The following is a 26,293-nucleotide window of genomic DNA, read 5'->3' as shown; positions in this document are numbered from 1 at the left end:
GCATTCGGTGCGGCCCGCCCGCACCGACGTCACATCCCTATCTGAGACAGCCTATCAAAGGCGCCCCCCAAGGAGCTTCAGCCATGCGCTATCCATCGCGTCGTCCGGTACTTGTGTGCACGTTGGCGCTGTGCGCCCTCAACCAGGCCCAGGCCTATGAGTTGTACAGTGATGAAAGCCGGCATCTCAACGCCGACATGACCGCCGTGTTCGGGCACTTCAACAGTCGCAAGAACTATGACGGCACGTCCGGCGGTTCGACCTGGCGCGAAGGTTTTATCAAATACGGCCTGAGCGGCGACCAGGCCCTGGCGGGCAATGGCACGGCGTATGGCGCCTTTGCGCTGCTCAGCTCCGCAACCTGGGGCGACGGTGACCCGGCTGGCAACACCCTGGGCACCGAGCGCACCACCAAGATCGAAGACGCCTACCTCGGCTGGCGTTCCGGGGATCTGTTCCCGGCCCTGGGCAAGGATGGCGTGGATATTTCCGCCGGGCGCCAGGTAGTCAAGCTGGGCCGCGGTTTCCTGATCAACGATGACGGGCCGAACCTGGGCAAGGGCCCCGCCGATGGCCAGCTGAACCGGGGTGGCGCGTTTTACCTGGCGGCGCGGCATGCGTTCGACCAGACCGCATTTGTGCGCCTCGGCGGGCAGGAGGGCGTGCATGGCAGCCTGCTCTGGCTCAAGTCCGACAACCGCGCCCAGGCCGAAACCGAACTGGCCGCCGGCACCCTGGAGTACACCGCCAAACCGGGCACGCTGGGGTTGACCTGGGTCCACGGCATCGACGTCAACGAGCGGTGGGCCAGCGACTTTCAACGCCAGCGCAAAGGCATGAATGTCTACAGCCTGCGCGGTGAGGGCGACGCAGGCATACCCAACGTCAGCCTGGCGTTCGAGTATGCCTGGCAGGACAAGGACGCCGGGGCGCAAAACGCCTGGTACGGTGAAGCCGGCTACACCTTCGCCGACACGGCCTGGGCGCCCAAGCTGACCTACCGCTATGCGCGCTATTCACAAAAGTGGGATTCGCTGTTCACTGGCCTGAGCCAGGGCTACGGCACCTGGTTGCAGGGCGAAGTCGCCAGTAACTACAGCGGGCCGTTCAACAGCAACACGCGCGTACAGCACCTGGGCCTCAAGGCGACCCCCCTGGAAAACCTGACCCTGGGCGCGCTGTTCTTCGATTTCGATACTGTGCGCAAGGCCAACGCACTGAACCTCAACGCCCGCGAGCTGGACCTGTATGCCGAGTGGGCGGTGAACCCGCACCTGATCATCACCCCGCTGGTCGGCCTGTACAAACCGCAACAGGACGCCAGCTCGGGCGGCAATCAGGTGGGGAGCAACGGCACCAACGTGTACAGCCAGGTGACCGTCGCCGTGCCGTTCTGAGTCGCTCAGGCCGCCGGGGTGGCGGGCGGGTTGCGCATGTTGTCGGCGATGCGCCGGGTGGTGTCCATGACCATTTCGATCACGGTCTCCTGGCGCAGCAGCTTGAAGCTTTGCGTGCTGCCGACGGCCGACAGGCTGCCGACCACTTCGTCGAGGTCGGTCTGGATGATGGGCGCGGCGATCCCGGTCAGGCCCAGGTTGAGTTCATCGTGGGTCAGGCAGTAGCCGTCCTTGCGGATCTTTTTCGCGGCCTTGTTGAACCCCGCCCAGTCATAGGGGCTGGCGGGGTCGTTGGCCATGTGCTCGTCGAACAGGCGTTGCAGGCGGCGGCCTTTCTGGAACGCGATCAACACCTTCGATTGCGCCCCCCGGAAGAACGGCAACGGCTGCCCGCGTCCGAATGCAAAGTGATAGGTGTCGGTGGGTTCGGCAATGTAGGTGTTGATGATGCGCCCGTCGTAAAACACGCTGGCAAACACCGCCAGGCCGGTCTGCGCGGACAGCTCGTGCATCAACTCGCGACCGGCGACGAGGATCGGGTCGTACTGGCGCATTTTCCAGTCCAGCTCGATCACCCGCGGGCCCAAGCCATAGCTGCCGGCGTCCACGCGGGTCAGCAAGCCGGCGTCACACAAATCCTTGACGTAGCGGTACACCGTTGCCCGTGACAGGCCCATGCGCTCGGCGATGGTGTCGGGGTCGATCTTCAACGTCTGTGGACCGAACAGGTCCAGGACACTCAGCAATTTGCTCAGGCTACTCATTTCGTTCCTAGAAAAGGGGGGACGTGCTGCGTCGGGCTGGCGCAACACTACCGCAGTGAGAGAAAAACGCAATATTTGGCGGATTATTGGCCGCCTAAAAACCTCAAAAGTCTCAATAAATGAGATAAGCACAAATAAAATGCTTGTTGATTGAATATTTGTGTGTGATAAATCTCATCACTGCAAACGCTCAAGCAAGAGGGCTGAAAATGAATGGTGCGCAACTGATAGTGAATGCGGCAGCGGCAAGCGGTATCGAGTACTGCTTCGCCAACCCCGGAACCACCGAAATTCCCCTGGTGGCGGCCATGGCCAGCGCACCTGCACTCAAGCCGGTGTTGTCGTTGTTCGAAGGGGTCTGCACCGGGGCCGCGGACGGCTACGGCCGCATCGCCGGCAAACCGGCGATGACCCTGACCCACTTGGGCCCGGGCTTTGCCAACGGCATCGCCAACCTGCACAACGCCCGCCGGGCCAACACGCCCATCGTCAACGTGATCGGTGACCACGCTTCATGGCACGTCAACTACGACCCGCCGTTGGCCAGTGACATCCAGGCCCTGGCCGGTGCCGTCTCCGGCTGGGTGCGCACTTCGCGCACCGCGTCGGGTATTGGCGATGACCTGCAGGAAGCAATGCGCGCGGCCTGGCAGGCCAAAGGCCAGATCGCCAGCTTGATTTTGCCGATGGACCTGCAAGCCCATGCCGTGACCCACAGCGGTGTATTCGCGCCGATCCGCCCGCCGGTGCGACGGTTTGCCGGCGATCGCATCGAAGCGGTCGCCAAGGCCCTGCGTGATGGGCTGCGCCTGGTGTTTATCGTCGGTGACGAAGGGCTGTCGGTGGCGGGCCTGGAAGCGGCGGGGCGCCTGGCACAACTGCCGGGTGTGCGCCTGTTTGCCGAGACCTTTCCGCGCCTGAGTTACCGTGGCGGTGGCTTGCCGGACCTGGATCGCCTGCCGTACTTCCCGGAAGTGGCGATTGAAATCCTCGAACAGTACGACCTGGTGGTGTGCGCCGGTGTGCCGGAACCGATCAGCTATTTCGGCTACGAAGGCATCCCCTCGCGCCTGGCCGAACGTGAGCGCCTGCTGGGGTTGGCCGATGTCGGCGACGACGTGGCCGGTGCATTGACCGCGCTCGCCGATGCACTCGAAGCACCGGCCTACGTGCCGACGCCACAGGGCATCGAACTGCCGCCGGGGCATGCCGAACTCACCCCGCAGTCGGTAGGCCAGGTACTGGCTGCCTCGTTGCCGGACGACAGCATTGTTTCGGTGGAAGGCGGTACCTGCGGCTACCCGTTTTTCACCGCTTCGGCTCGCGCCGCACGGCACCGGGTGCTCACCAACACGGGGGGCGCGATCGGTCAGGGCATTCCGGTGGGGTTCGGCGCGGCCCTGGCCGAGCGCGGCAACCGCGTGTACTGCCTGCAATCGGACGGCAGTGCCCAGTACACCATTCAAACCCTGTGGAGCATCGCCCGCGAGCAATTGCCGGTGGTGATCCTGATCGCCGCCAACCATCGCTACGCGATCTTGCAGAACGAGTTGCGTCGTTTCGGCATGACCGAGCTGGGCCCGGAGGCGCTAAAGCTCACCGTGCTCGACAGCCCGCGCATCGACTGGAAAGCCCTGGCCAAAGGCTACGGCGTACCGGCCTGCACCGTGCAAACCAATGCCGAACTGCAACGCGCGCTGGCCAACGCCACTGCCAGCAGCGGCCCGTGCCTGATCGAGATGGCGCTGTGAAGGAATCGACCATGAAAACGTTCGAAGTATTGCCCGCCGTCCAGGCCTTTTTGTCGCAACCGGGTCGCTTGTTTATCGGCGGCACCTGGCAGGACGCCGCCGATGGCCGCCGGTTCGCGGTGGAAAACCCGGCGACCGAAGACACCCTGACCGAAGTCGCCCAGGGCGGCGCGCGGGATGTGGATGCCGCCGTGGCTGCCGCACGAGCGGCCTTCACCGGCCCCTGGGCGTTGCAGTCACCGGCCCAGCGCGGCCTGTTGCTGTTCCGCCTGGCGGACCTGCTCGACCAGCACCGCGAAGAGCTGGCGCAACTGATCACCCTGGAAAACGGCAAGCCCATCGCTGCCGCGCGTGGTGAAGCAGCCAGCGCCGCGACCATCCTGCGTTACTTCGCCGGCTGGCCGACCAAGATCGAAGGCAGCACGTTGCCGGTGTCACCGGCCAGTGGTGCGCCGATGCTCAACTACACCTTGCGTGAGCCGGTGGGGGTCTGCGCGCTGATCGTGCCGTGGAATTTCCCGCTGAACATGTGCGTGTGGAAGCTCGGCCCGGCGCTGGCCACCGGGTGCGTGGCGGTGCTCAAGCCTGCCGAGCAGACGCCGCTGGTGGCGATCCGTCTGGTGCAGTTGATCGAGCAGGCGGGGTTCCCCGCCGGTGTGGTCAACCTGGTCACCGGCCTGGGCGCGGAGACCGGCGCACCGCTGGCCGAACACCCCGATGTCGACAAGATCGCCTTTACCGGCTCGACCCAGGTCGGGCGGCTGATCGCCCAGGCGGCCACGCGCAACATGAAAAAAGTCTCGCTGGAACTGGGCGGCAAGTCGCCAAACATCATCCTGCCCGACGCCGACATCGTGCGCGCCGCCAAAGGCGCCGCCGACGGGATTTTCTACAACCAGGGCCAGGTGTGCACCGCTGCGTCGCGTTTGTACGTGCACGCCAGCGTGCTGGATCAAGTCCTTGAAGAACTGCAAAAACATGCCGCCGCCCACGTGCTCGGCAACGGCCTGGACCCGGCCAGCAGCATGGGCCCGCTGGTGTCCGGGCGCCAATTGAATACGGTCAAGGGCTACCTGCAACGGGGCCAGGAAGAAGGCGCCGAGCTGATCTGTGGCGGCGGACGCCCGGCGCATCTGGAGCGTGGCCACTTCATCGCCCCCAGCGTGTTCCTCGATCGTGCCGAGGGTGCCTGTGTCGCCCGCGAAGAGATCTTCGGCCCGGTGCTGACGGTGATGAGCTGGAACGAAATCGACGAGCTGGTGGTACGCGCCAACGACTCGCCCTACGGCCTCGCCGCAGGCCTGTGGACCCGCGACCTGCGCTCGGCACACCGGGTGGCGGCGCAACTCAAGGCCGGCTCGGTGTGGATCAACTGCTGGAACGTGGTCGACGCGGCCTCGCCGTTCGGCGGCTACAAGCAATCCGGCTGGGGCCGGGAAATGGGTAAGAACGTGATCGATGCCTACACCGAGACCAAAAGCGTGTTTGTCGATCTGACCTGAACTGAATAATCACACGAGGTAGTTGCTATGGATCTGGAATTGAAAGGCCGCGTGGCCATCGTCACGGGTGGTGGTATGGGCATCGGCAAGGAAGTCGCACGGTTTCTCTCCGAGGAAGGGTGCAAGGTGGTGATCTGCGCGCGGCGCATGGCGTTCCTGCAACTGGCGGCCGAGGAAATCACCGCGCAGACCGGCAATGAAGTGCTGCCGTTGTTCTGCGACACCAACGACATGTCGGCCGTGTCGGAGATGGTCGAGGCCGCCTACAAGCACTTCGGCCGTATCGACATCCTGGTCAACGGCGCGGCAGCACCGTCCGGTGTGGTGCGCAATGACATCGAACATGCCGGCGACGACGAACTGCTGTCGGACCTCAACACCAAGGTGATCGGCTACTTCCGCTGCGCCAAGGCCGTGACCCCGCACATGAAAGCCGGTGGTTTCGGACGCATCATCAACATCGGCGGCCTGACCGGGCGCGGCAGCAAAGTGCTGTCGGGCATGCGCAACCTGGCCATCGCGCACATGACCAAGACCCTGTCTGACCAACTCGGCCCGTCGGGTATCACGGTCAACCTGATTCACCCAGGCGTGGTGGATACCCCGCACATCCAGGAGCTGTACGAGCGTGAAGGGGTCAAGCAAGGCAAGACCCCGGCCGAGGTGGAGCAGGGCTACATCGACGCCACGCCGATCCGGCGCACCCTGGCACCGATTGAAATGGGCTGGCTGATCGGTTTCCTGGCATCCCCCAAGGCCGGTGCGGTCACCGGCGAATCCATTGGCATCGACGGCGGCCTGACCCGCGGCATCTTCATCTGAGGAGCATCAGCGATGAGTAACGGAACCCTTTTGGTGGCAACTGTCGGGCAGGCGGTGATCCGCAGCGCCGACGATGGCCGGACCTGGCATCGCCTCGGCCTGGGGCAGGACCTGGAGTTCGACGCAATCACCCGCTCGTTGAGCATGCACCCGGACACCCCCGAGGTGATCTACGCCGGTACGGATGTGGGCCTGTGTGTCAGCTACGACACCGGCGGCCGCTGGCAGCGCATCAACTCGCCGTTCAACGGGCAGACGGTGTGGAAAGTCGCGGTCGATCCGCAGGACGCCCAGCGGATTTTCGTCGGCACCGGCGCACCGTCGCGCGCGGTGTTGTGGCGCACCCTCGACGGTGGCCTGACCTGGGACCGCGCGCCGGTGGAAATCCCCGAGTTCTGCGACGGTGTCAGCCGCCCGCGCTTGCTGGCCTTCGCCTACGACCCGACCGACCGCAACCAGCTGTGGTTCGGCCTGGAAGAGGGTGGCCTGTTCCACTCCCGCGACGGCGGCGACAGCTGGACCCGCGTCGATGACCGCTTGCTGTGGGACTACAACTCGGACGTACACAATATCCTGGTGCTGCCCAACGATGGCCAGAAAGTCATCGTGGTGGTGTGCGTCAACGCGGTCTACCGCAGCCTCGATGAGGGCCTGACCTGGACCGGCATTATCGGCCGTGAAGCCTTCGGCCTGTATTACATCCGCGCCATGAACGCGCCGCTGGGCACGCAAAGCGATCTGTACCTGAGCATTTCCGATGGTACGCCGGGCACCACCAGCAAAATCCTGGTGTCCCGCGATGCCGCGCTCAGCTGGGAAGTGCTGCCGCTGCCGCAGCAACCGAATTCCTGCGTGTGGGCGATCGCCATCAACCCGGCCAACCCACGGCAGATCGTCGCGGGCACCAAGTACGGGCATTTGTTTACCTCGGAAAATGGCGGTGAAGGCTGGCAGAAGCAGTGGCGCGATTTCAGCGAAATCGCCGATGTGCTGTGGACGCCTGCCGTGGCGCAGATCAAGGCCGGGCATCAATCCATCGTCAAGAAAAGCTGAGGTGGCCCGCGATGAAAGTCGACATCCTTCGTACGCACTTATCGCTGTGGGTCAGTGACCCTGACGTGTCGGCCCGCTGGTACGCCGACATCCTGGGCATGCACGAAAGTGCCCGTGGCGAAAGCTGGGTGATGATGGCGTTTGGCACCAAGCATCACGACATTGCGTTGATCCGTGCCGACCCCGGTGCCCACCAGGGCGGCATGGGGTTGCAGCACTACGGCCTGGAAATCGCCGGAGACATGACCACCTTGCGCCAGCTGTACGGCATGTTGCTGGGCAAGGGCGTGGAGGTGGTGAAAATCACCGACCATGAAATCGGCCATGGCGTGTACTTCAACGACCCGGACGGCAACCGCATGGAGTTTTTCCTGGAGACCGAACACGACGATGCGCGTGGCAAGGCGCGGTTCAAGGAAGCAGGCGCGCCCAGCCGACATTTCAAACTCGACCCACTCGACCCCTTGTGAGGCAACCCCGATGAAAACTGCGAATTTCGCCACCTATCACATCCGCAAATGGTACAGCTTTGTCGAAGAAACCCTGGCCAATGAAACCGGCCAGTTGGCCGATGGCGAGCCGTTGTTCAAGTACGCCGTCGCGGCGGTGATCGCCAACCCCTATGCCGGGCGCTACAGCGAGTCGCTGGCCGAGCTGGTGGAGCCGTCGCCGCTGTTGGGCGAAGAGTTCGGCCGCCGTATCCAGGCGCTGGCCGGCCAGCACGACATCGTCAGCTACGGCAAGGCCTGCCTGGTGGGCAGCCAGGGCGAGTACGAACATGGCAACGCGTTCCTCACCAACCCGGCGGCCGACCCGGTGCGCGTGGCGCTGGGCGGAGGCAAGTCGTGGGTGCCGTCTACCGGCAAGCGCGGTGGGCCGGGTTCCACCATTGATGTACCGCTGGCACACAAGGATGCCCTGTATGTGCGCTCCCACTACGACAGCATGTCGCTGATGTTTGGTGACGGCCCGGCGCCAGACGAGGTGATTATCATCTGGGCGTTCGCCACTCGCGGGCGTTTGCATGCACGCCTGGGCGGCTTGCAGGCCGACGAGGTCAAAGGGCTGGATGGGCTGCACTGATACACGCGTGCGGCTTCGGCGGCGCAGATTAAAACCACAACAAGAAAGCGGTGATAAGCGATGAAGCAGGAGAAGACCCAAGTTGTCATTGTCGGCGGCGGCCCCAACGGGATCACAGCCGCACACTATATGGGGATGTACGGTGTCGACTGCGTCGTCCTTGAACTCGCCGACTGCATCTTGCCGTACCCGCGCGCGGTCGGCATGGATGACGAGGCCCTGCGCGTACTGCAAGGCATCGGCATCGCCGAACTGGCCGCACGCGACATGATCTGCGATGTGCCGCTGCGTTATTACAACGCACGCGGCGTGTGCTTCGCCGAGGTCAAACCGAGCACCGCCCATTACGGTTGGCCGATGCGCAATATCTTCATGCAGCAGTTGCTGGAAGGCACGCTGCGCGAAACCCTTGGCCAGCACGCCAGTGTCGAGTTGCGCCAAGGCCATGAAATGCTCGAACTGGAGCAGGACGGCGAAGGCGTGACCTTGCAGGTGCGCGATGCCCAGGGCGAGACCTATCAACTGCGTGCCGATTACGTGATCGGCGCCGACGGCGGGCGTTCCACCGTGCGCAAGAAGCTCGGCATCGAGCTGCTGGGGCTGACCCATGCGCGCAAATGGGTGGTGGTCGACACGGCCAACGACACCCTGGATGCGCCCTATACCGCCTTGCATGCCGACCCGCAACGGCCGTTCGTGTGCATTTACCTGCCGTACCAGCAGCGGCGCTGGGAGTTCATGCTGCTGGAGGGCGAAGACGAAGCGAAGATGTGCGAAGAGCGCACAATCCGCGACCTGATCCGTGGGCATATCGGCGATGCGGTGGACTCACTCAACATCATCCGCATCCGCGCCTACACCCACCATTCGCGGGTGGCGGCGCGGTTTGTCCAAGGCCGCGTGGCCTTGGTGGGTGATGCCGCACATATCTCGCCACCGTGGGCCGGCCAGGGCCTCAATTCCGGGCTGCGGGACGTGGCCAACGTGGCCTGGAAACTCGCCGCGATCCTCCAGGGCCGCGCCGCCCACGGGATTCTTGCCAGCTACGACCAGGAACGCCGCGGGCACGCGACCGAACTGGTGGCCCTGGCCGACAACATGGGCGCGGTGCTGGGCCTGACCAATCCGTTGATGGCCGGGGTGCGCGACTGGTTGTTCCAGGCAGTGAACAGCGTCGACAACCTGCGCTCGCATTTGCTGGAGTTCAAGTTCAAACCCAAGGCAACCATCACCAAGGGCCTGGTGCATCACGAACGTGCCGAATTGCGCGAGGACGATCTGGTTGGCCAACTGTTTGTGCAGCCGCATATCGAAGATGCCCACGGCCAGCGCCGACGCCTGGACGATGTGCTGGGCAACTCGTATGCGGTGCTCGGTTACCGGGTCAACCCACACGCGCATCTCAGTGGCGAAATGGCCGCGTATTGGGCGCGCTGGGATACGCGGTTTATCCAGGTCAACCGTTCGCGCAGCGGCCTGGGGCGCGGCCAGCCGTTGACGGCCGCAGCGGCTATCAGTGTGGAAGACGTGGATAACCGCCTGGGCGAATGGTTCTCCAGGGTGCGCGATTGCATTGTGGTGGTGCGACCGGATCGGTTTGTCGCCGCCATTACCACCCCCGAGCGGCTCGACGGCGTGCTGCGCAAGCTGGCGGAGCAACTCTCATGAATGGCAACAACGAATTGCTCAACCGCTTGCACCAGGCCACGCATAGCGCGCAGGCCTTGCCAGCGCTGCCGGCGGATGCGCTGGACGTGTATTCCGGCTACGCGCTGCAACGCCTGGGCCTGGAGGCACGCCAGGAAGCCGGCGAGCGCCTGAGCGGCTGGAAAATCGCCTTCGCCGGCCGCGCCGCGCAACAGCGCTTTGGCCTCGACCAGCCGGTGTATGGCGCGCTGACCACGCCGATGCACGTCGCGCCCGGCACACCGGTGGCCCTGTCGCGGCTGATCCAGCCCAAGCTGGAGATTGAAGTGGCGATCATCATGGGCCGCAGCCTGGCGCCCGGTGAATACCGTGACGAGGACATCCTGGCCGCCATCGGCGCGGTGGCGCCGGCCTTCGAGATCGCCGATTGCCGCTGGCAGGGCTGGGCGTTCGGCGCCGGGGCATTCCTGGCCGACAACGCGGCGGCAGGGCTGTATTGCATCGGGCCGCGCACGCCGTTTGATCCGTTGCTACACAGCGGCGTCGACTATCGCCTGGAGTGCGCCGGCGCGCTGTGCGGCGAGGGCAATACCGCCGAGCGCGAGGACCCGCCGCTGGTCAACCTGTGCTGGCTGATCCGCCGCCTGCTGGCTGACGGTCAACCGGTGGAGGCGGGGCAGGTGGTGCTGTCCGGGGCGTTGCTGGCGCCGATGGCGATCCAGCCGACCACGTACCGCTTGCGGATGTTTGGCACGGAACTGGCTTTGGTTTTCACGGTTGATACCGTCCCAGTGTGAACACCAGTTGCCGTCATGCCGGGGCCACCGAGGAACCACGACCATGCTTGCTGAAGCGCGAACCTTCAATGACCCTCAACAACACGCCGGCTCGATCCACGGTTGGCGACAGGTGTACGACCAGCTCGGCCGTGGCTGCCTGACCAGTGAGCTGCGGCAGTTGTCCGCCGACCGCTTCCAGGTGTTCCAGGAGGTGCTGGACAAGCGCGTGGTCCAGCGTGGCTATGCGCCAAAAGGGCGGCTGTGCGCGGCGATGTCGTTGGGCAGTGCTCCGGTGGTGCAGGGGCAGCAAGTGGGCAGCCACAGTGTGGTGCTGTTGCGCGACGCCGAGGAGTTTGTGCTGCACGCGCCGGAGGGCACGCACTTTTTTGCGTTCAATGTCGACACGGTGCGCTTCGCCAAGCTCGCGGCCTTCGAATTGTCCAGTGAGCAGCTCAAACGGCTGAAGACCACCTCGCAGCTGAGTGTGGATGATGCGTTGCTGGCGCGCATCCGCCAGCGCATCCAGCCGCTGTTTCGTCACCTTGTGGAACAGTCCGACGCCATCAGTCCCATCGCCGAAAAAATGCTGGAGGACGCGCTGCTCAACGCTTTTCTCGATCTGTTCAGCAACGCCACCGATGAGGTGCGCTGCCGACGTGGCAATGTCACCGTGAGTGCCTATCTGGTCAAACGCTGCCAGGACCTGATCGACGCCAGCGGTGACACGCCCCTGAGCATTCTTGACCTGTGCGAACACCTGCGGGTGAGTCGCCGGACCTTGCAGAACAGTTTTCAGGCGGTGACCGGCATGCGCCCTGTCGAATACCTGCGCAACCTGCGCCTGAATGCGGTGCGCCGGCGCTTGATCACCACGTCGGCATGCACGCAGAACGTCGGCGAAGTTGCGGTGGCGATGGGGTTTTTTCACCTGAGCCATTTCGCTACCCATTACCGCGAGCTGTTTGGCGAGTCGCCCTCGGAAACCCAGCGGGCGCCGCGTTGAAGGCGGTGTAGCGCGGGCTCAGTGAGTGGTGCTGCCCAGCCCGGGGTCAACGCGCTTGCCGATGTCCTTGAGCCTGGCCAACTGGTCGACCATGCCTGGGGCCTCATCCAGGCAACTGACAAACGTCCATAAATACGTCATCACCGCGTAGATGTGCCCGGCCTTGACCGCAGGTGACAGGGCGAGTTGGGTGATGGCGAGCACAAACAGCAACGCCGCGAGTACCCCGATGGTCAGGAAGGCGATGGCCTCGCGGTCCGACAGCCCGATACGCAAGCGCGACAGTACCCGGTAGTGGCGGCGCAGGGTGTGGGCGCCGACCTGTTCCACCAGGCTGATTTCCTTCTCCAGGCGGTTGTTCAGGCGCTCGTGCAGTTGCTCGTTGCGCCGGGCGAAGCCGGGCAGCACGGTAAGGCACAGCCCCAGGGCCAACAGGCAGCCCAGGCCGACCCACGGTTCGATCACCAGCAGCATCGCCGCCGCGCCGATGATGGACACCAGCGCGGTGGCCATGATCGGCACGTGCTTCTCGAAAAAGTCCACGAAGTCCCGCGCCAGCACCACCCGCGCCGCGGCCTTGGAAGTGCTGTGGCGTTGCAGGCGCTGGTTGAGGATCACCGGCACCGCGAGGTCGGCATAGATACGTGTAAAGGTGCGGGTGTCCAGAGCCCGCCGGGCCGCGCCCACCACCCAGAACCCCAGCACCACCAGGGCATAGAACAGCGCGTTGGCGGTATCGCCACGGATAATCGCGTCCACGGCGAACCCGGCGAACAGTGGGTAGGCAAGCAGCAGCGCGTTCTCCAACGCCACCAGCGACAAGGTGGCAAACAACTTGCCGGGGTAGGCCCTGGCGATGGCCTTGAGGGTTTGACTGGCGGATTGTTGACCGATGTTGTGGCTGTGCTCGATCACTCTTTGTGGCGTGGCGGAGGGCATGGGGCACCTGTGTGCAGCGCAGTGGGGGGACGCAATGAGTCGGTATACAGACCGCGAGTGATGTCGAGCAGATAACGGGCTTCCTCGGTCATCAGCAGCAGGTCGATCTGCATTTCGTCGATGACGATCTCGAGGACGATCAACAGGCAGATCGCCGGTGCGGTGAACAGCCAGTGGGCATAGGACTGGGTGAACAGCGACGCGCTCACCCCAAGCACCCACAGCACCATCACCAGGCGCGGCGCCTGTTTTTGCAGGGGGATCCAGAAGCGCTGCAACTTTCTGAGCCTGGCGCTGTAGAACTTTACCGAGTCTTCGAGTTGGGCCAGGTCAATCAGGTTTCGACTGCGATAGTTGAGGGGCATAGGTGCAATCCGCGTGTGAATCACAAGGGTCGGTTGGCGTAGTCAAGGCGCCCGCAGGCAACGCCCGGTTCAACCAGGCGAGCTTGACTTCGTTGACTTGTACCCACTTGCCGTTCTGTGGCATCCCTTCGCAGCTCTTGAAAGCGATACAGCGTCCGTGTGTGTCCAGCAAGGCAAAGTGGCGATAGGGTGTGGCTCTATAGAAACCAAACATAGAGAGGCGCATGCCTTCACCTGGGCCGGTTGAGTTCAGAGGTCGGTGGGATGGTCGGGCCAGCTCAGTTCGAACAACGTGCCGCCGCTCGCCAGGTTGCGGCAGGTCACGCTGCCGCCATGGGCCAGGGCAATCGCACGCACCACGGCCAGCCCCAGCCCGCTGCCACCCTGGGCGCGCGAGCGAGAACTTTCGCCGCGCTGGAACGGGTCGAAAATGTGCGCGACGAAGGCTTCATCGATTCCCGGGCCTTCGTCGGCGACACTCAAGGTGTTGAGGCCCTCCCTGCTGTCCAGGCGCACGATGACGTTGCCGGGCGTGGCATGCCGCCGCAGGTTGTCGAGCAGGGCCAGCAAGGCCTGGCGGATGCGCGCCGGGTCGCAGTGCACGGGGTGCTTGAGCAGGTCCAGGTGCAGGGTAAAGCCACTGGCGTTCAGGCCGGGCTCGAACAGTTGCGCGTCGGCCTCGATTTCCTCGGCCAGGTCGGCGTGCTGGATGTGCACTTCCAGGTAGCCGTTGTCCGCCAGGCCGACCACACGCAGGTCTTCGATCAGGCGCGTCAGGCCCTCGACCTGGGTGAGCAAGCTGTAGAACTGGGCCTTGTCCGGCTCGAACACGCCTTCGGCCAGGCCCTGCAAGCGGCCACGCAAGATGGTCAGCGGGGTGCGCAATTCGTGGGCGATGGCGGCGTTCCAGAACGACTGTTCTTCAGCCATGCGTTGCAGGCGCTTGGCCATACTGTTGAAGTCATCCACCAACACGGCGGTCTCTCCCAATGAAAGGTCGGGCGCAACGGCCCGCGCATCGAGGTCGCCGTCGGCCAGGCGGCGCAGGCTGGCGGCGACGGAGTTCAAGGGCATGAGAATGCGCCGGGACAGCTTGATCGCGACCACGGCACCCACTGCCAGGCTGATGCAGGTGATCAAGCCCATCCATGCCCATTCCATGCCGGTGGGCAGCCACTCATCGACGTCAAGGTCCGACGGCGGCCAGAACGTCCACAGCACCGCGTAGAACACGTAGGAGCCAACCACCGCGAGGGCAATCACGCACAGCACCACGGCCGACATCGACACAATGATCTGCCGGCTCAACCCGTTGACGACCTTCATGTGTGGCTCCCGAATCGGTAGCCGACGCCACGGATGCTGGTGGGTACGCCCTGCACGCCGAGGTCTTCGATTTTTCGCCGCAACTTGCTGATGTGGCTGTCGACCGTGCGCTCCAGGCTGTCGCTCTCGGGGGCGCACAGGGCCAGCAGTTCGGCGCGGCTGAACACGCGCTTGGGCGCCTTGGCCAGTTGCGCCAACAGGCGGAACTCCGTGACGGTCAGGTGCAGCGGGTGCTTGTCGGCACCGACCTGCACGTTGACGGCATGGTTGTCGATGTCGATTTCAAATGCCTGCACACGCAGCACGCGCTGGCCGTTGCCGTAGCCGTGATCGATGCTGCGGCGCAGCACGGCCTGGGTCCTGGCGACCACTTCCGCCGGGTTGAACGGCTTGACGATGTAGTCGTCGGCACCGATGCGCAGGCCCAGCAGTTTGTCCATGTCCTGGTCTTGCGCGGTGAGCATGATCACTGGGGTGTTGCCGCGGTGGCGGATCTCGGCGAGGACCATCCAGCCATCCAGCTGCGGCATCAGTACATCGAGCAGCACCAGGTCGGGCTTGAGTGTCTGGTGCAGTTCCAGGGCACGGCGCCCGTCTAGCGCATGGGCGGTCTGGAAGCCACTGCGCTTGAGGTAGGCGGCGAGGATGTCGGCAATTTCCGGCTCGTCTTCGGCGATCAGCACCAAGGCCTGGTGTTTGCCGGTGGAGTCCTGGGGTGTCGGTGCAAGCGGCGATTCAGTCATGGCAGGCTCGGGTCTGGGTCAGGTGCACTGGGATCGTCGCAGTATGACGAATCATCCAAGGGCAACGAAGGCCAGTGTGTACCCCGAGCGTGCGCTTTCATGGGAGGTTTTGTGGAGAAACGATGGAGACGCGAATTTATTTTGTTGGCGCGTGATCAGGCGTAGCTGATGCGGTCGGTGTAGGCGTTCTGCAGCATTTGGCGCTGGTAGTCGCAGGGCGTGGTGCTGACCAGTTTCTTGAAGTCGCGCAGGAAGTGCGACTGATCGGAAAAACCCAGGTCCAGGGCCAGTTCGCAGAACGATACATCGGGCTGGGTGTTGAGGGTTTCAAGCGCGGCCTGGCAGCGGATGATCCGGCAGAACGCCTTGGGCGACAGGCCGGTGTCCTGGCTGAACTGGCGGTGCAGGGTGCGGCTGGTGTAGCCGCTGAGGTCTTCGAGTTGCCTGATGCGGATCGCCCCGCGATGACGCAAGGCTTGCTGAATGACCATGCGCGTCAGCGGCGACGTGCGCCCCATCAACTGGGGGGCCAGGTAGTCGTTGAACAGGCGCATCTGTTCGCCCAGCTGCGGGGCCTGCACGATGTTGTCGAAGATGCGCCGGGCAAACCGCGAGACCTCCAGCAGATCGAGTTCGCGCTCGGTCAACTCTTCAGCCAGCACATTGATGAAACCGGGGATGACGCCGGGGGCAAAGCGCACGCCGAAGTAGTGGTGGTTCTGGTTCAACTCGACGGCCTGGGCCGCCAGTGGCGTGCCGCAAATCTTGGCGCTGGGGCGGGTGGCGTCGCAGTCGAAGACAATGTCCACGCAACCATCCGGCACCGCCAACACCTCGGTGGTTTGCGCCACATCGAAGGCATAGAAATGCGAGATCGCCGGGTGTTCGGAAGGCATCACCGAATACCGTGAGGAGTTGAGGACGAACCAGGGCTGTTCGTTTGCCGTGTGGTGCCGTGGAGTCGGAGTCATGTGTGCACTGTCGATAGGCTGCGAGGCGGGATTTATCACGCATGATTCGCGCCAACTACTGCGGTGACACGGGCCCTGGCGTGTCCGAAATTTACAATACGGCGCGCAAGTGCCCCTCGATACTCGACGTCGACAGCGTGGAGCTGCGCCTATCGCAGCGATCTCACTTGCGGCCCGAGAATGACTATGTCTACTTCCACAAAAATCGACTTTATCTACCTCTCCGAGCAGGACATGATCCGTGCCGGCGTCACGGACATGCCGGCCTGCGTGAATACCATGGAAGAGATGTTCGGCTTGCTCTATGCCGGCGACTACCGCATGGCCGGGCCGAACAACGACTCCCACGGGGCAATGGTGGTCTTTCCCAAGGATTCGCCGTTCCCGAACATGCCCAAGCCCACGGCGGACCGGCGCATGATGGCGATGCCCGCCTACCTGGGCGGCAGCTTCGGCACGGCCGGCGTGAAATGGTACGGCTCGAATATCGCCAACCGTGACAAGGGCCTGCCGCGTTCGATTCTGATGTTCACCCTCAATGACCCCGATACCGGCGCGCCGTTGGCGCATATGTCGGCCAACTTGCTGTCGGCGTATCGCACCGGCGCGATCCCCGGCGTTGGTGCGCGGCACCTGGCGCGCAAGGCGGCGAGGGTGGTGGGGTTGCTCGGCCCGGGGGTAATGGGCAAGACCACCTTGTCGGCGTTCATTGCGGTGTGCCCGCAGATCGATACGTTGAAAATCAAAGGCCGTGGCCAGAAGAGCCTGGATGATTTTATTGCCTGGGTGAGGGCGACCTACCCACAGATCACCTCGATCAGCGTGGTCGACACCCTGGAAGCGGTGGTCCGCGACTCGGACCTTGTTACTTATTGTAGCTCCGGCGAGACGGGCGACCCCTCGATCTACCCAATTGTGCGGCGCGAGTGGGTCAAGCCGGGCGCGTTCCTGGCGATGCCGGCGGCGTGCTCCCTGGATGACGGCATGGAGCAACCCGACGTGCGCAAGGTGCTGGACAACACCGGCCTGTACCAAGCCTGGTTTGACGAGCTGCCCAAGCCCGCGCACCACAACGTGCCGGTGATTGGCGTGCGCTTCATGGACATGATCGCCGAAGGCAAGCTGCGCCTCGAAGACGTCGAAGACATCGGCAAGATCATCGCCGGTGCCGCGCCCGGCCGCCGGAACGATGAGGAAATCATCATCATGTCGGTGGGCGGCATGCCTGTCGAAGACGTGGCCTGGGGCACGGTGGTGTACCGCAACGCGATTGAAAAAGGCATCGGCGTGACCTTGAACCTGTGGGACACCCCGGTGCTGCGCTGAGCCACCCGACACTTACTCTGAAGAGGCATTCGACATGACAAACATCATCAAGCTCAAGACCGGCTCCCCCTTCGAAGAAATGGGCAGCTATTCACGCCTGGTGGTCGTGGACAACTGGATCTACGTGTCCAACACCGCCGGCCGCAACCCGCAGACCAAGCTGATCCCGGAGGATGTGCTGGAGCAGACCCATCAGGTCTTCGCCAACATCGAAACCGCCCTGGCGGCGGTGCAGGCGAGCCTGGCGGATGTGGTGTGTTCACGGGTGTTCATCCAGGACCCCAAGGACGTCCCGACGGTGATGGGCTTGATCGGCGAGAAGTTTCGCGGCGTCGATCCGGCCAGCACCGTGACGTGCCCGCCGCTGGGCTCGACGGTCTACAAGGTCGAGCTGGAAGTGACGGCGTATCGCAACGCCGCCAAGGCACAGGTTGAAGTGATCCGCCTGGCGCCATGACCGTCACGCGGCCGCGCAGCACGGCGGCCGCTTTTATTTGCCTATCACCGAGTCTTGAGCATGGCACCGACTATCGCGCCCGTGAACACCTCCACCGCGTTTCCCGCCAGCACCAGCGTGGTCATTATCGGCGGCGGGATTATTGGCCTGACGGCCGCGCTGACCCTGGCCGAACGCAATATCGCCGTGGTGGTCCTGGAAAAAGGCCGCATCGCCGCCGAGCAGTCGTCGCGCAACCTTGGCTGGGTGCGCAAGACCAGCCGCCATGCCGCCGACATTCCCCTGGCCCTGGCCGCCGACCGCTTGTGGGCGCAGATGCCCGAGCGGGTCGGCGCGGACGTTGGCTACCGCCAGGAGGGCATCATGTTTGTCGGGCGGACCCCGGCGCAGATGGCGATGCATGAAGGGTGGCTCAAGTCGGTGGAGCACCTGTCGCTGGATTCGCGCCTGCTCAGCAAACGTGAAATCGACGCATTGGTGCCGGGTGGCGTAGGCGACTGGGCCGGCGGCATCTACACGCCGTCCGACGCGCGTGCCGAGCCGACCCTGGCCAGCAGCGCGATCGCCAAGGCTGCCATGGCGAAAGGGGTGGTGATCATCGAACAATGTGCGGTACGTACGCTGCAGATGTCCGCCGGGATTGTCAGCGGGGTGGTCACTGAGCGCGGTGAAATCCGTTGTGATCACGTGCTGCTGGCGGGGGGCATGTGGTCGCGGCGTTTCCTCGGCAACCAGGGCGTGGCGTTGCCGACCTTGCCGCTGACCTGCTCGGTACTGCGCACCCACCCCATGGAAGGCCCGACGCAGATTGCGGTCGGCGCGCCGGATTTTTCGTTTCGCAAGCACAAGGACGGCGGCTTCATCATCACCCAGCGCGGCAAGCTGGACGCGTTCCTGACCCTGGATCACCTGTTGCTCGCCAAGCCATACATGCCGCAGTTTCGCGCACAGCGCCATGTGCTGAACGTGTCGCTGGGCAAGCCTTTTCTGGACGATCTGAAACTTGCAAGGCGTTGGCGCGCCGACAGTGTCAGCCCGTTCGAGCGGGTGAGGGTGCAGGACCCGGCGGCCAACCCGCGCCTCAACAGTGACGCGATGAACAACCTGATCGCCGCCTGGCCGGTGTTCGAACAGGCGCGAATCGCCCAGGCGTGGGCGGGCACCATCGACGTCACGCCGGACTCCAACCCCGTGATCGGGCCGGTCGCGCAGATCCCCGGGCTGACCGTAGCCACGGGTTTTTCCGGGCACGGCTTTGGTACCTCACCGGCGGCGGGCCACCTCGCGGCGGACCTTGTCAGCGGGGACACGCCGATCATTGATCCAAGCCCGTATCGTTTCGATCGTTTCTGACGCAAAGGAATCAACCCATGGCTTCTGAAAGCTGTTTTTTCACCAATCGTTCAGGCCTGCGCCTGCACTTCGTGCACTGGGGCGATTCGAGCGGCGTGCCGCTGGTTCTGCTGCATGGCTTGCGGGCCTACGCACAGACCTGGGAATCGCTGGTGCAGTCCCTGGGAACCGGTTACTGCATTTACGCCCTGGACCAACGTGGGCGCGGTTTAAGCGACTGGGCCGCACCAGAGACCTACCACACGCAATCCTATGTGGAAGACCTTGAGGACCTGGTGGCTCATCTGGGATTGGGGCGTTTCGTCTTGCTGGGGCATTCCTTGGGAGGAGCCAACGCCCTTGAATATGCACGGCAAAACCCGGGGCGGTTGATGGGGTTGATGATCGAAGACATCGGCCCCGGCTCTTCAACCCAAGGTGATGGTGCCGCACGTATTCGCCGCGAGATGAGCCAGACGCCGTTGCAGTTCGGCAACTGGGAACTGGCCCGTGCCTTCTGGCAGGCGTCGCGCCCAGGCCTGTCGGAGCAGGGCCTGGCCTCACGGCTCGCGCACTCGATGAAGGACAGTGGCACAGGGGTCACCTGGCGGCATGATCAGCAAGGCATTGCCAAGGCACGCCTGAGCATCGAACCGACAGATTTGTGGCCCGCCGTACGCGCCCTGGACTGCCCGACCCTGTTCATTCGCGGCGGCCGCTCGGACTTCCTGCCGGCCGCGACGCTTGAGGCCATGACTGCCTGCAACCCGCACATCAGAACGGTGGAGGTCGCGGACGCGAGTCACTATGTGCATGACGATCAGGGGGAGGTGTTCAATGGGTTGGTTGCAGGCTTCTTGAAGGGGCTGGGGGCCGGGGGGCGCTAGTCCGCACGGCGGTCGCGGTTGTCCTTTCTTCAAGAGGCTTCCTGGTTCGTTGAACGGCTCCGCAGCCCAAGGCGATCAACTGAATCGCCCCGGGTTTCGTAGACACCTCATTGCCTGAAACAATGCTGTCAATTATTGACGTTAACCACAACCCGTCCGCGTACTTCGCCGGCGAGCAGTTGCTCTGCCGTCTGAACAACCGCGCCCAAACCAATCTCTCGCGTTACTTCTTTTAAGATAGAGATATCAAGATCTCGTACCAGACGATCCCAAGCTGCGATCCGATCTCTTCGCGGACGCATCACGCTGTCGATACCAGCCAGTGTCACCCCACGCAAAATGAAGGGGGCAACGCTGGCAGGTAAGTCCATCCCTTGTGCGAGTCCGCATGCCGCAACGGTGCCTCCATAACAGGTGCTGGCACATACGTTGGCCAGCGTATGGCTACCAACCGAATCAATCGCGCCTGCCCATCGTTCTTTGGCAAGTGGGCGACCTGGCCCGCTTAAGACTGAGCGATCAATGATCTCCGAGGCGCCAAGCCTCTTTAGGTAATCAGATTCTTCAAGACGACCAGTTGAAGCCACGACGGTGTAGCCCAAGCCAGCGAGGAGGGCGATAGCGAAACTGCCAACGCCACCATTGGCTCCTGTCACCAAGACTTCACCTGAATCCGGTGTCACGCCGTTGCGCTCCAAAGCGAGCACCGAGAGCATCGCCGTATAACCTGCTGTGCCAATTGCCATGGTTTGTTGCGCGGTGAACCCGCGAGGCAGGGGAATAAGCCAGTCACCATTGACTCTAGCCTTTTGAGCCAGGCCACCCCAGTGCGCTTCACCCACGCCCCATCCATTAAGCAGCACATCGTCACCGACCTTGAAGTCAGGATGGCTACTTTCCTCAACCGTCCCCACCAGGTCGATACCAGGCACCATCGGAAACTTGCGTACAACCGGGCCTTGTCCCGTTATCGCCAGTGCGTCTTTGTAGTTGAGGGTGCTATAAGCAACACGAACCGTCACATTACCGGCAGGCAGTTGTGCTTCGTCCAAGCTGGCTAGTTTTGCGAGACTGCTGTTGTCATTTTTTTCAATCAAAATGCCATGGAACATAAGGTTTTCCTCAATTAGACCGATCGTCTATAAAAAGCCAAAAAAATTAACGCGGTAATCCGGCCATGAATCCGTTGATGAACGTATTTAAAGGGGCTGCGCTTTTCACCAGCCGTGCTCTGAGCACCGCACCTTCCCAACCAATCCAGAAGTACGCAGCGAGTTCTGCGCAATCAACATGTCTGGCGAGTTCGCCAGCATCCTGTGCCTCTCTTAGACAAGTGGCCAATTGTTGCTGCCAACTGAATAGGGTGGCATCCAGATGCTCACGGAAACCTGCGGGAAGAATGGTTACTTCCTGGCTAAGGTTACCTACCAGGCAGCCGCGTCTGAACTGGTATTTCTCCATCCCTCCCTTCGCGTCCTCGACGAAGGCTAGAACACGCTGCAGAGGAGTCATTGAGTCATCGAGAAACCAGCGTTTGAGCTTGTTGGCGAAGTAAGCTGCGTAGTTGTCCATCACGGCCCGTCCAAAATCCTCCTTGCTATCGAAGTAGTGGTAGAAGGAGCCTTTTGGAACACCGACCGTTTTCAGTACGCCGTCGATGCCGGTGGCCATGAAGCCCTGCTCAGTTAGAATTTCGGTCCCGCAGCGAATGAGTGCGTCACGGGTATCCGGATTCTGTCGGGATACCTTGGGCGGACGGCCACGGCGAGGAGTTTGCGAGGAGTTGATCATGGCCAAGGATATTAGACTGATCGTCTACAAAGTCAATTGCATAACTGCCATGACGGTTGCCTAGGCGGTTGGAGTCGATAAACCGAAGCAGAGATTGCCTAACCTCTGCCCGGTTTCTTTTTGGACGCATCTTTATAAAAGTGTGCGTCTCACGGGCCTCAGGAACTGCGCTCGTTACTCTTTGATGCCGCGTAGGCGCAACGAGCGTTGACGCATGAGTTCAACAGCGACCAGCAATGCCACCGAGCCGAGAATCAGTAACCTGGCCGCCGCCAGGATGGTTGGGCTGATCTGTTCGCGCATGCCTGACCACATCTGGCGCGGGATGGTGCGTTGCTCAACCCCGCCAAGAAATTGCACCAGCACCGCCTCATCGAATGAGGTCACCATCGCAAAGAGCGCGCCGGACATGATCCCAGGACGAATAGCTGAATATGCGTGTGGTGTGCCCGAGTTGCTCAAGGGGGAGCACAGCAAAAATGTTGGCCCCAATATCGATTCTTGGAGTGAGTTCCAACCGCTGGGGGTAGTTGCTGGAATCACGCCATTCAATTTCCCTGCGATGGTGCCCCTGTGGATGTTTCCTATGGCGATTGCCTGCGGCAATTGCTTCATCCTGAAGCCCTCCGAGCGCGATCCAAGTTCGACCCTGTTCATCGCCCAACTGCTGCAGGAAGCTGGTTTGCCGAATGGCGTCATGAGCGTGGTTAATGGTGACAAGGAGGCCGTCGATACCTTGCTCCACGACCATCGTGTTCAGGCGGTGAGTTTTGTAGGCTCGACACCAATCGCTGAGTACATCTACCGGACGGCTGCGGCAAATGGCAAGCGTTGCCAGGCATTGGGTGGAGCAAAAAACCACGCCATCGTCATGCCAGATGCGGACATTGATAACGCGGTAAATCAGTTGGTGGGAGCTGCATTTGGATCATCTGGGGAACGATGCATGGCTCTGTCTGTAGCGGTCACAGTAGGTGATGCAACAGCCGATGCCTTGATCAGTAAAATGCGCGACGCAATGACCCGTCTCAAGGTCGGCGCCTATCAAGACAAGAGCAACGACTTCGGCCCTCTGATCACTCGCCAACATCAGCAAAAGGTGATCGGATACATCGACAGCGCAGAAGAGGAGGGCGCACAGGTCGTAGTGGATGGTCGAAACATTCAGGTTCCAGCTTGCGAGAACGGCTTTTTTGTTGGGGGGACATTGATCGATCAAGTCAAACCCGGCATGCGCTGCTACGAGGAAGAGATCTTCGGGCCGGTGCTGTTGATCGTGCGTGCGCAGAGCATGCGAGAGGCGATGCAACTGATCGATGCTCATGAATACGGTAATGGCACCTGTATCTTCACTCGCGATGGTGAAGCTGCCCGATACTTCTCTGACAACATCAAGGTCGGCATGGTTGGTGTCAACGTACCGCTCCCAGTACCTGTCGCCTATCATAGCTTTGGTGGCTGGAAACGCTCGTTGTTCGGCGATTTGCATGCCTACGGCCCGGATGCGGTTCGCTTCTATAGCAAGCGTAAAACGGTCACCCAGCGCTGGCCGTCTTCGGGAATTCGGGAGGGAGTCGAGTTCTCTATGCCGACGATGAAGTGAATCCCCTTATCTCAGGTGACCTAAATGCAAGCTTCGAATCTTTGCTTGCTAGGTGATTTCAATTTGAGTATGAAATGGTTCTGCAACAGACAGTGTGAAAACCTAGCAATCTGTCCAGCCCCTTAAGAGAATGCTCCGTATCGAAAAATGCGGAGCATTTTCAAACCATCCAAAGCATGCCCTCAGATGTGCCCCCAATGGAGCAATCCACCGGAAGTGAATGGAGCTCAATGGTTTGTGGAAAGGCAAAAATGATCAGATGAACAGCCTGCCCGACGAAGCCTAGAGACTCTCAGGGTCGCCAAAAAACATCTGAATCCGCGACCGCAACCACCGCTCCCCGGGATCATTATCCTGCGACCCACGCCACGCCATATGCAGTTCAAACGAGCGCACCGGCAACGGCGGCTCCTCGGCGCGAAGGCCGCCGGCGGCGGTCAGTGCTTCGGCGGCATAGTCCGGCACGATGGCGACAATATCGGTGCCCGCCAGCAAGGTGCCCAGGCCGTTGAACTGCGGAACGGCCAGCACCACGTGGCGTTTGCGGTCGAGTTTTTCCAGTTCTTCGTCGATAAATCCGCTCAAGTCTCCCGCAAATGACACCAGGGCGTGGGGGCGGGCGCAGAAGTCGTCGAGGCTCAGGGCGCCGGGGACGCTGTCGGCGCGTAGCAGTTTGGGCAGGCTGCGGCGCAGGACTTTGCGTTTGGCGTTGGCCGGCAGGTCGGCGGTGTAGCTGACGCCGATGGAGATTTCGCCGGAGGCCAGCAAGCTGGGCATCAGGATGTAGTTGACGCGGCGCACCACCAGCACGATGCCGGGGGCTTCGGCGCGCAGGCGTTTGAGCAGTTGCGGGAGCAGGGCGAATTCGACGTCATCGGACAGGCCAATGCGAAATACCGCGGTGCTGGTCGCCGGGTCGAACTCGGCGGCACGGCTGACGGCGGTGGAGATCGAGTCCAGGGCCGGGGAGAGCAGGGCGAAGATTTCCACGGCGCGTGCGGACGGTTCCATGCTGCGGCCGGTACGCACGAACAGTGGGTCATCGAACAAACCGCGCAGGCGTGACAAGGCCGCGCTGATGGCCGGCTGGCCGAGGAACAGTTTCTCGGCCGCGCGGGTCACACTGCGCTCGTGCATCAAGGTTTCGAATACGATCAAGAGGTTAAGGTCGACACGACGCAGGTCGTTACGGTTCATCTTGTGTCCTGGAAGAGTCAGCGAGCTTGACGAGAGCGGCCATAAAAGAACCCCCTGGATTCGATTAAGAAGCATGACCGGCATGAATCTTACGGGGAAAGGCTGGTACTCTGCACCGGCTAATTGAGTTTTCCTACGTTAGCCGGGGTCTTTTCCTCGGGAGCGGAATCAATGACAGGCATGTCGACTATTAATGGTGATCTGTGGTCTTACCGGGAAAGCCCAGATAGAGTTCATGGCATTAGAGGTTACTTTGACGAGGTTTGCGATGTCCCGCACGATCCGTTTTCACAAGTTTGGTCCGGCCGAGGTGCTCAAGTGCGAAGAGCATGTAGCCGCGCAGCCCGCACCGGGCGAAGTGCAGGTGCGTGTCGAGGCGATTGGCATCAGCTGGTATGACATTTTGTGGCGCCAGAACCTGGCGTCTTCCCATGCGCGCCTGCCGTCCGGCCTTGGTCATGAGATGGCCGGGGTGGTCGTGGCCCTGGGTGAAGGCGTGGATGATTTGGCGGTGGGCGATAAAGTCGCCAGTTTTCCGGCCGAGAGCCCCAATGATTATCCGGTGTATGGCGAAGTGATCGTCCTGCCCCGTTCGGCCCTGACCCGCTATCCGGATGTGTTGAGCCCCATTCAAGCCAGCGTGCATTACACGCCGCTGTTGATTGCCTACTTTGCATATGTGGACCTGGCGCGGGTCAAGCCCGGCCAGTTTGCCTTGGTGACCGACGCGAGCCACTGCGCCGGCCCATCGTTCGTGCAACTGGGCAAGGCCTTGGGTGTGCGGGTGATTGCGGCCACCAAGGACAGCGCCGAGCGTGAATACCTGCTGTCCCTGGGGGCGGAAAAGGTCATCGTCACTGAAGAGCAGGACTTGCTCATGCAGATCAACAAGTTCACCGACAACCGCGGCGTCGATGTGGTGTTTGATGGCTTGGGTGGCCCGCAGATGTCGTTGCTCGGCGATGTGTTGGCGCCGCGTGGCAGCCTGGTGCTGTATGGTTTGCAGGGTGGCAACCAGACGCCATTCCCCGCATGTGCAGCGTTCCAGAAAAACATTCAGTTTTTTGTGCACTGCATCGGCAATTTCACCGGCAAGCCGGAACTGGGCATCATCCAGGACCAAGTGGCATTGCAGCGTGCATTACGCGACATCAACCAACTGACCGCCGATCGCGTGCTGGTACCGCTGAAAACCACGGTGTTTGCGTTCAGCCAGTTTGTCGAAGCACACCGCTATATGGACGAATGTCCGTGCCGCGAGCGCGTCGCATTGCAGGTTGAAGCTGTTTGATCTGTAGGAGTATTCGCAAATGCGTGTCCAATGCATCCGAACGGATGGGGCGAATACGCCATTTGACAGGGCTTAACCCGCGGCACGGTTAAGTCCGCCCAAGCACGCCGACCCCGCATTTAATACCTTTGCCCCTGACGCCGCGCTGAATTTCAGTGCGGCGTTGTCGTGTGGGCGCAAACAAAGTTTCGCCGGTTGTTCATCTGAACTGGTTTTCGGCACTTTTCTGTATCTGTTAATCAGTATTCGACTGCCGATAATTGT

24 protein-coding genes and 2 pseudogenes are annotated in these 26,293 nt (G+C 62.2%); 16 read left to right on the top strand and 10 right to left on the bottom strand.

Features of this window, described 5'->3' with window-relative positions; translation table 11 throughout:
* The first annotated feature begins 83 nt into the window (after positions 1 to 83).
* A complete protein-coding gene (locus IB241_RS25665) occupies positions 84 to 1,397 on the top strand; it encodes an alginate export family protein (RefSeq protein WP_192300979.1) in 1,314 nt (437 codons plus the stop codon).
* A gap of 5 nt (positions 1,398 to 1,402) precedes the next feature.
* Here the strand turns inward: IB241_RS25665 and IB241_RS25660 are convergent, their stop codons facing one another.
* Positions 1,403 to 2,161, bottom strand: coding sequence for an IclR family transcriptional regulator (locus tag IB241_RS25660; RefSeq protein ID WP_192300978.1), 759 nt, complete (start codon positions 2,159 to 2,161; stop codon positions 1,403 to 1,405).
* Positions 2,162 to 2,370: 209 nt separating this feature from the next.
* On the opposite strand from IB241_RS25660, the gene IB241_RS25655 reads away from it, so the two are divergent.
* From IB241_RS25655 to IB241_RS25615, 9 genes are read left to right on the top strand one after another with little or no spacing between them, the layout of a single operon-like run.
* Complete coding sequence (locus tag IB241_RS25655; protein ID WP_192300977.1) at positions 2,371 to 3,912, top strand: acetolactate synthase large subunit; 1,542 nt, start codon at positions 2,371 to 2,373, stop codon at positions 3,910 to 3,912.
* 11 nt (positions 3,913 to 3,923) lie between these two features.
* On the top strand, positions 3,924 to 5,414 hold the full coding sequence (locus IB241_RS25650) for an aldehyde dehydrogenase family protein (protein ID WP_192300976.1): 1,491 nt from the start codon (positions 3,924 to 3,926) through the stop codon (positions 5,412 to 5,414).
* A 27-nt stretch (positions 5,415 to 5,441) separates the two neighbouring features.
* Complete coding sequence (locus IB241_RS25645) at positions 5,442 to 6,236, top strand: SDR family NAD(P)-dependent oxidoreductase (RefSeq protein ID WP_192300975.1); 795 nt, start codon at positions 5,442 to 5,444, stop codon at positions 6,234 to 6,236.
* A 12-nt stretch (positions 6,237 to 6,248) separates the two neighbouring features.
* A complete protein-coding gene (locus IB241_RS25640; protein WP_192300974.1) occupies positions 6,249 to 7,289 on the top strand; it encodes a WD40/YVTN/BNR-like repeat-containing protein in 1,041 nt (346 codons plus the stop codon).
* Positions 7,290 to 7,300: 11 nt separating this feature from the next.
* Positions 7,301 to 7,759: a VOC family protein gene (locus IB241_RS25635; RefSeq protein ID WP_192300973.1), complete on the top strand. Its 459-nt coding sequence runs from the start codon at positions 7,301 to 7,303 to the stop codon at positions 7,757 to 7,759.
* 10 nt (positions 7,760 to 7,769) lie between these two features.
* Complete coding sequence (locus tag IB241_RS25630) at positions 7,770 to 8,372, top strand: amino acid synthesis family protein (RefSeq protein ID WP_192300972.1); 603 nt, start codon at positions 7,770 to 7,772, stop codon at positions 8,370 to 8,372.
* A 60-nt stretch (positions 8,373 to 8,432) separates the two neighbouring features.
* Complete coding sequence (locus tag IB241_RS25625) at positions 8,433 to 10,040, top strand: bifunctional 3-(3-hydroxy-phenyl)propionate/3-hydroxycinnamic acid hydroxylase (protein ID WP_192300971.1); 1,608 nt, start codon at positions 8,433 to 8,435, stop codon at positions 10,038 to 10,040.
* The gene (locus IB241_RS25620; protein WP_192300970.1) at positions 10,037 to 10,816 is read left to right on the top strand and encodes a 2-keto-4-pentenoate hydratase; all 780 of its coding nucleotides are present in this window, start codon (positions 10,037 to 10,039) and stop codon (positions 10,814 to 10,816) included. The genes IB241_RS25625 and IB241_RS25620 overlap by 4 nt, the downstream gene beginning before the upstream one ends.
* A gap of 43 nt (positions 10,817 to 10,859) precedes the next feature.
* Positions 10,860 to 11,801: a helix-turn-helix domain-containing protein gene (locus IB241_RS25615; protein WP_192300969.1), complete on the top strand. Its 942-nt coding sequence runs from the start codon at positions 10,860 to 10,862 to the stop codon at positions 11,799 to 11,801.
* 18 nt (positions 11,802 to 11,819) lie between these two features.
* On the opposite strand, the gene IB241_RS25610 is transcribed toward IB241_RS25615, so the two are convergent.
* The 5 genes from IB241_RS25610 to IB241_RS25590 all read right to left on the bottom strand — a co-directional run bounded on the left by IB241_RS25610 (position 11,820) and on the right by IB241_RS25590 (position 16,145).
* The gene (locus tag IB241_RS25610; RefSeq protein WP_192300968.1) at positions 11,820 to 12,740 is read right to left on the bottom strand and encodes an ABC transporter six-transmembrane domain-containing protein; all 921 of its coding nucleotides are present in this window, start codon (positions 12,738 to 12,740) and stop codon (positions 11,820 to 11,822) included.
* Positions 12,713 to 13,105, bottom strand: a complete 393-nt coding sequence (locus IB241_RS25605) for a hypothetical protein (protein ID WP_192300967.1) — start codon at positions 13,103 to 13,105, stop codon at positions 12,713 to 12,715. Before IB241_RS25605 ends, IB241_RS25610 begins: the two co-directional genes overlap by 28 nt.
* A 249-nt stretch (positions 13,106 to 13,354) precedes the next feature.
* Positions 13,355 to 14,431, bottom strand: a complete 1,077-nt coding sequence (locus tag IB241_RS25600; RefSeq protein ID WP_192300966.1) for an ATP-binding protein — start codon at positions 14,429 to 14,431, stop codon at positions 13,355 to 13,357.
* On the bottom strand, positions 14,428 to 15,174 hold the full coding sequence (locus IB241_RS25595) for a response regulator (RefSeq protein ID WP_192300965.1): 747 nt from the start codon (positions 15,172 to 15,174) through the stop codon (positions 14,428 to 14,430). The genes IB241_RS25600 and IB241_RS25595 overlap by 4 nt, the downstream gene beginning before the upstream one ends.
* Positions 15,175 to 15,329: 155 nt before the next feature.
* Positions 15,330 to 16,145 (bottom strand): helix-turn-helix domain-containing protein, encoded by an 816-nt coding sequence (locus IB241_RS25590; RefSeq protein WP_192300964.1) that lies wholly within the window; start codon positions 16,143 to 16,145, stop codon positions 15,330 to 15,332.
* Positions 16,146 to 16,331: 186 nt separating this feature from the next.
* Between IB241_RS25590 and IB241_RS25585 the strand changes: the two genes are divergently transcribed.
* From IB241_RS25585 to IB241_RS25570, 4 genes are read left to right on the top strand one after another with little or no spacing between them, the layout of a single operon-like run.
* Positions 16,332 to 17,471: a tyramine oxidase subunit B gene (locus IB241_RS25585; protein WP_192300963.1), complete on the top strand. Its 1,140-nt coding sequence runs from the start codon at positions 16,332 to 16,334 to the stop codon at positions 17,469 to 17,471.
* 34 nt (positions 17,472 to 17,505) lie between these two features.
* On the top strand, positions 17,506 to 17,928 hold the full coding sequence (locus IB241_RS25580; RefSeq protein WP_192300962.1) for a RidA family protein: 423 nt from the start codon (positions 17,506 to 17,508) through the stop codon (positions 17,926 to 17,928).
* Positions 17,929 to 17,988: 60 nt separating this feature from the next.
* Positions 17,989 to 19,281: an NAD(P)/FAD-dependent oxidoreductase gene (locus IB241_RS25575; protein ID WP_192300961.1), complete on the top strand. Its 1,293-nt coding sequence runs from the start codon at positions 17,989 to 17,991 to the stop codon at positions 19,279 to 19,281.
* Between the two features lie 17 nt (positions 19,282 to 19,298).
* Entirely contained in the window at positions 19,299 to 20,147 is an 849-nt protein-coding gene (locus IB241_RS25570; RefSeq protein ID WP_192300960.1) for an alpha/beta fold hydrolase, read from the top strand.
* A 128-nt stretch (positions 20,148 to 20,275) separates the two neighbouring features.
* Here IB241_RS25570 and IB241_RS25565 read toward each other — a convergent pair whose 3' ends face one another.
* The 3 genes and pseudogenes from IB241_RS25565 to IB241_RS25555 form a co-directional block, all read right to left on the bottom strand.
* Entirely contained in the window at positions 20,276 to 21,259 is a 984-nt protein-coding gene (locus IB241_RS25565; RefSeq protein ID WP_192300959.1) for an MDR family oxidoreductase, read from the bottom strand.
* Positions 21,260 to 21,305: 46 nt separating this feature from the next.
* A complete protein-coding gene (locus IB241_RS25560; protein WP_192300958.1) occupies positions 21,306 to 21,938 on the bottom strand; it encodes a TetR/AcrR family transcriptional regulator in 633 nt (210 codons plus the stop codon).
* A 174-nt stretch (positions 21,939 to 22,112) separates the two neighbouring features.
* A pseudogene (locus IB241_RS25555) lies at positions 22,113 to 22,364 on the bottom strand (ABC transporter permease); the annotation flags it as partial.
* Positions 22,365 to 22,368: 4 nt separating this feature from the next.
* Here IB241_RS25555 and IB241_RS25550 point away from each other — a divergent pair.
* Positions 22,369 to 23,541: pseudogene (locus IB241_RS25550) on the top strand (CoA-acylating methylmalonate-semialdehyde dehydrogenase); the annotation flags it as partial.
* A gap of 282 nt (positions 23,542 to 23,823) precedes the next feature.
* On the opposite strand, the gene IB241_RS25545 reads toward IB241_RS25550, so the two are convergent.
* The gene (locus IB241_RS25545) at positions 23,824 to 24,738 is read right to left on the bottom strand and encodes a LysR substrate-binding domain-containing protein (RefSeq protein ID WP_225595727.1); all 915 of its coding nucleotides are present in this window, start codon (positions 24,736 to 24,738) and stop codon (positions 23,824 to 23,826) included.
* Positions 24,739 to 25,006: 268 nt separating this feature from the next.
* Here IB241_RS25545 and IB241_RS25540 point away from each other — a divergent pair, with 268 nt between their 5' ends.
* Positions 25,007 to 26,029, top strand: a complete 1,023-nt coding sequence (locus tag IB241_RS25540; RefSeq protein ID WP_192300956.1) for a zinc-dependent alcohol dehydrogenase family protein — start codon at positions 25,007 to 25,009, stop codon at positions 26,027 to 26,029.
* The last annotated feature ends 264 nt before the right edge of the window (positions 26,030 to 26,293 follow it).

It is taken from the genome of Pseudomonas sp. PDM05 (genome assembly GCF_014851685.1).
GTDB lineage: Bacteria > Pseudomonadota > Gammaproteobacteria > Pseudomonadales > Pseudomonadaceae > Aquipseudomonas.
Note: the sequence above shows the minus strand (reverse complement) of the source record. Positions and strands in the feature narration are given on the sequence as shown.